The organism is Candidatus Nitrosotalea sp. FS (assembly GCF_011319475.1).
Taxonomy (GTDB): Archaea; Thermoproteota; Nitrososphaeria; order Nitrososphaerales; family Nitrosopumilaceae; genus Nitrosotalea.
Window position 1 is genome coordinate 1 of sequence record NZ_RCMC01000293.1, and the last position, 3,960, is coordinate 3,960.

The following is a 3,960-nucleotide window of genomic DNA, read 5'->3' on the forward strand; positions in this document are numbered from 1 at the left end:
AATCTGTCCTATTTTAGTACGGGACAGATTAGTCCCAAGTGCCTTGTTTAGCGCAAACGCCAAGCTTAGTGCAACTGCACCACTTGAGCCAAGTCCATATCCAACAGGGATGGTAGTACTGTGCTCAATTTCTAAAAACCAATTCTCCTTTACGATTTTAAAAAATTCTCTTCAACAAATTCAGAGACCTGCGTATTGTCTGACTGGAATCCAGTTACAGTAATCTTGAATCCAGGTTTCTCAGAGCTTGTGACCTTGACACGTGTTGTCACTCCCTCCTTGATGCAAAATCCTGCACCGATGGAACCTTTCTGTTCTGGCTCTTTCTCCCCGACTTCTGCCTTGAAAAATCCAGTGATATGTCCTGGTGCAAAGGCTACTGCCTGCATAACTAGCTTAAATTTAAGAGAAAATATAAAAATGATCATTAAATTATATAAATTAGTATAAATTGACTAAATTCATTCGACGCCTGCAAAGGATAGGAAGCAGCATACTGGTGTCACTTCCAACAGAATGGGTCCAGGCAAACAAGCTTGAAAAAAGTGACGAGGTCGAAATAGAGACAGGNCGACGAGGTCGAAATAGAGACAGGTACCAACAGTATATCCATTACTCCAACTGGTGGAAGCAGGCCGCCAAACGAAGTCATAATTTCATATCCAGTATCAAGACAAGAAAACATCAGCGCCTATGTAACAGGTGCATACCTGCTTGGATATGATATAATAAAAATCAGCGGAAGGTCTACCATATCAGCAGAAGACAGGGAAAAGATCCGTGGCCTGATGCGAAGACTTGTAGGGATGGAAATTGTTGAAGAGGATGCATCAAATGTCAATGTTCAATTTTTGCTTGATGCAACTACACTAAGCCCTGACAAGATACTAAAAAGAATGAGCTCAATTGTTCTTGGAATGTTCCGTGATACAACATCATGTCTTGTATCTGATGATCGTTCTGTACTGGATACAATGCCAAGCAGGGACGATGAAATTGACAGGCAATATTTCTTGCTGGTAAGATTGATTCGAAGTGCAATGGTTGCCAAGAAACTTGCAACTGCACTAAACTTGGGAAATATCGATATCTTGGATTATAGGGTTGCAGCCAACTTGCTAGAGACTGCAGGAGACATCATTACAGATCTTGCACATTCGATATCAGAGTTGCCAATATCAAAGTCTGACACAAAGAAACTATACGATGTTGCAAAAGAGATAGAAAACGTACATGAAAAATCAATCACCTCATTTATTGAGAATAACAGAAAACTTGCAATTGAGGCAATCACGTTGCACAGAAACTATCAAAAAAAGATTCATAGTGTAGGCTCGTCAATTGATCCAAAAAAACAGGGCTCTATACAACTTTTGAATTTGATATTTACATTTGAAAAATTATCAAGATGTTGGGCAGATGTTGCAGATTTGGTAAAGCCGGTCTATACGTGATGCTTTGTACTATAAGCAAGGACTGCACAGATTGTTTTAGAATCTGTAATTTTTCCAGACATTATCATCTTGATCACTTTTTTGATATCCATCTTTACAACTGACATGATTTCATCCTGGTCAAGCTGCAAGTCTCCAACTTTTTTTAGTCCAGATGCGACATAGCAATGGATGATTTCTGTATTGTATCCAATCGATGGATAGTACTTGATTAGTGAAACCATCTTCTTTGCAGTGTGTCCTGTCTCTTCGCGCAGTTCCCTGTGGGCACACTTTAGCGGCTTTTCTCCCTTTTCAAGTGTCCCTGCAGGAATTTCAAGCACGTATCCATGGGGAAATCTGTGTTGTCGCACAAGAAGTATCTTGCCTGATTCAATTGCAAGTATTGCAGCAGCACCCGGGTGCTCTATTACTTCTCGCGTAACTTTTCGCTTGTTTATTGATAAAGTGTAAAGACTAAGTGAGAGAACCCTGCCCTTGAAGACATTTTTCCTCATTTGATAAAACCACAAAATAATATGTTATGAATGTATCTCAGACATGAGGTGCAGTTTTTTGGATTTCTTGGCATGTACAATTGCGCTCTCAACCCACTTGCCTTGCAGTGTAATCTTTTTTGGAATAAACAAGTCAACAGAAAGTATTCCTTGTACGCTTTGTGCCTTGGCAGAAAGATCGTCCATCTTGTAGATGTTATCTGTATACAGGAATAGTACAATCTGGTCTACATGCATAAATGGCTTTTGCAAAAATGATCCAGAAAATGTCTTGTCCAGTCTTGCAAGTGTCTTTTTCACATCTTCTTTTACTCGAACCAATATCACAAACGGAATAAACTCTCCCATGTTTTTTGGGTTGTAGATTGTGGTAAACTGGATGGCTTCATCATTTTGTAATTTATCAAGTGAGCGCGTCACAGTCTTTGTAGAAAAACCAGATTTTTTTGCAATCTCTTCTATTTTTAGCCGAGGATCTTTTGATAAAATGTCAATGATTTCAATGTCAGTCTTTGTCAGGTCCGATCGAATCTCTGGGTTTTTTGCCTCAAAGATGCTAAGCACTCTTACATCTCGCAACAAGTTTTTTGCAATCTCCATCTTTTGTGCAGGATCTTCTTTTACTACGATGCTGCATACTGTAATGCCTCCAACACATGGAACAACAAAGAACGGATCGCCCACCAATTTTATTTGATTAATGATTTCATCGATCTCTTTTCCTGTAACAACAAAATACAAAACACTGTACCCAAGAACAGGAGGCTCTATCTTTAGCACAAAGTCCTGGATAATTTTTTTGTCAAGCATTTTTTTTATTCTTGATTTTACCGAAACGCCGGAAATGCCAATCTCTTGGCCTATCTGCCTGTCAGGTTTTCTGCAGTTGTTAAGAAGATGTGAGAGAATTTCAATGTCTAATTTGTCCATTTCTTATCCAATTACCCCATCAATCATATCAAATTGAACATGTATTATTTATAATTGTCTAATATGATAAGTATACACCTCTAAAACATTAAATAACAGACTAATTATGATCGTCTATTGGATTATCGCGCACAAATTGGCATTAGATTCATCACAAGGAGAAAAGGCAGTCTCATTGCTGCAAGTCTTGCAGTTGCAATTGCCATACTTGTAGTTCAAGTAAATTCTGTTATCTTCCAGGGACTGTACGATGCAATTGTCCGTGATCAGATAAACTATCGATTCGGACATGTATACATTACACGACAAGAGAACTTTATCACAAAATCTGATTTTGTACTGGTAAACTGGCTTGAAAGAATTCCATATTCCAGGCCGCTGCTCCAAGAATTGATTCTATTGCATCAATTAACGCAACAATAAATGGAAAATTAATTCGTGATTATTCTGTACCAGTTATNAGAGTCTGTTGCTTCGATTAACGCAACAGTAAATGGAAAAATAATTCGTGATTATTCTGTACCAGTTATTGGAGTTGATCCAGTTCTTGACAGGGAAGCATCTACAATGTATCAGACTGTGGGTGCTGGCGGTCAGTATGTGACATACAGAGATTCAGTGGTAGTTGGAGCAATGGTAGACAGAGATCTTGGTGGCCCGCAAGTAGGTGACACTATCAAACTAAAATTCAAAGACCAGTTTGGAAATGATGTTCTACGAAGATTAACTATAGTTGGAATAACTGCAACCGCAGGTTCAGTAGGTCTTGACAATGGTATCATAATGAACATTGATACATTGCGAGAAATTTTAAACAGACNAATAGTTGGAATAACTGCGACTGCAGGTTCTGTAGGTCTTGACAATAGTGTGATAATGAACATTGATACATTACGAGAAATTTTAAACAGACCTCATGAAACACAGGCAATTATAGTAAAACTAAACGATCCCACAAAGGATGTAGATGTCAAGAATCTGTTCCTTGCAGCATATCCTTCAACTGCTGACAAATTCAAAGCTCAGACAATCGAAGAATCAGCAGAGCAGACACTTAGCGGTTTTCGTTCAGGTATTGC

General features: G+C 38.6%; 6 protein-coding genes and 1 pseudogene. 3 read left to right on the forward strand and 4 right to left on the reverse strand.

Going from position 1 to position 3,960, the window contains the following annotated elements; all coding sequences use genetic code 11:
- Together DYY66_RS16740 and DYY66_RS12115 are read right to left on the reverse strand one after the other, a co-directional pair.
- Nucleotides 1-156, reverse strand: a pseudogene (locus tag DYY66_RS16740) (GHMP kinase); the annotation flags it as partial.
- Complete coding sequence (locus DYY66_RS12115) at nucleotides 150-389, reverse strand: hypothetical protein (protein ID WP_166289840.1); 240 nt, start codon at nucleotides 387-389, stop codon at nucleotides 150-152. The gene DYY66_RS12115 and the pseudogene DYY66_RS16740, both read right to left, overlap by 7 nt.
- 62 nt (nucleotides 390-451) lie before the next feature.
- Here DYY66_RS12115 and DYY66_RS15360 point away from each other — a divergent pair.
- Nucleotides 452-570, forward strand: a 119-nt coding sequence (locus DYY66_RS15360; protein ID WP_309224016.1) for an AbrB/MazE/SpoVT family DNA-binding domain-containing protein, incomplete at its 3' end; no start/stop codon positions are given.
- Nucleotides 571-917: 347 nt separating this feature from the next.
- Nucleotides 918-1,454 carry a PhoU domain-containing protein gene (locus DYY66_RS15160; RefSeq protein WP_255496476.1) on the forward strand — a complete coding sequence of 179 codons (537 nt, stop codon included), beginning with the start codon at nucleotides 918-920 and terminating at the stop codon, nucleotides 1,452-1,454.
- Here DYY66_RS15160 and DYY66_RS12125 read toward each other — a convergent pair.
- Together DYY66_RS12125 and DYY66_RS12130 are read right to left on the reverse strand one after the other, a co-directional pair.
- Nucleotides 1,445-1,951, reverse strand: a complete 507-nt coding sequence (locus tag DYY66_RS12125; RefSeq protein WP_166289842.1) for an NUDIX hydrolase — start codon at nucleotides 1,949-1,951, stop codon at nucleotides 1,445-1,447. The two genes, DYY66_RS15160 and DYY66_RS12125, sit on opposite strands and share 10 nt — an antisense overlap.
- Before the next feature lie 24 nt (nucleotides 1,952-1,975).
- Nucleotides 1,976-2,881, reverse strand: coding sequence for an Lrp/AsnC family transcriptional regulator (locus DYY66_RS12130; RefSeq protein WP_166289845.1), 906 nt, complete (start codon nucleotides 2,879-2,881; stop codon nucleotides 1,976-1,978).
- A 117-nt stretch (nucleotides 2,882-2,998) separates the two neighbouring features.
- Between DYY66_RS12130 and DYY66_RS12135 the strand changes: the two genes are divergently transcribed.
- A complete protein-coding gene (locus tag DYY66_RS12135) occupies nucleotides 2,999-3,304 on the forward strand; it encodes a hypothetical protein (protein ID WP_166289848.1) in 306 nt (101 codons plus the stop codon).
- Nucleotides 3,305-3,960: the final 656 nt, after the last annotated feature.

Coding starts and splice junctions, on each gene's coding strand:
- DYY66_RS12125 (WP_166289842.1), bottom strand. CDS start 1,951: ATGAGGAAAAATGTCTTCAAGGGCAGGGTTCTCTCACTTAGTCTTTAC.
- DYY66_RS15160 (WP_255496476.1), top strand. CDS start 918: ATGTTCCGTGATACAACATCATGTCTTGTATCTGATGATCGTTCTGTA.
- DYY66_RS12130 (WP_166289845.1), bottom strand. CDS start 2,881: ATGGACAAATTAGACATTGAAATTCTCTCACATCTTCTTAACAACTGC.
- DYY66_RS12115 (WP_166289840.1), bottom strand. CDS start 389: ATGCAGGCAGTAGCCTTTGCACCAGGACATATCACTGGATTTTTCAAG.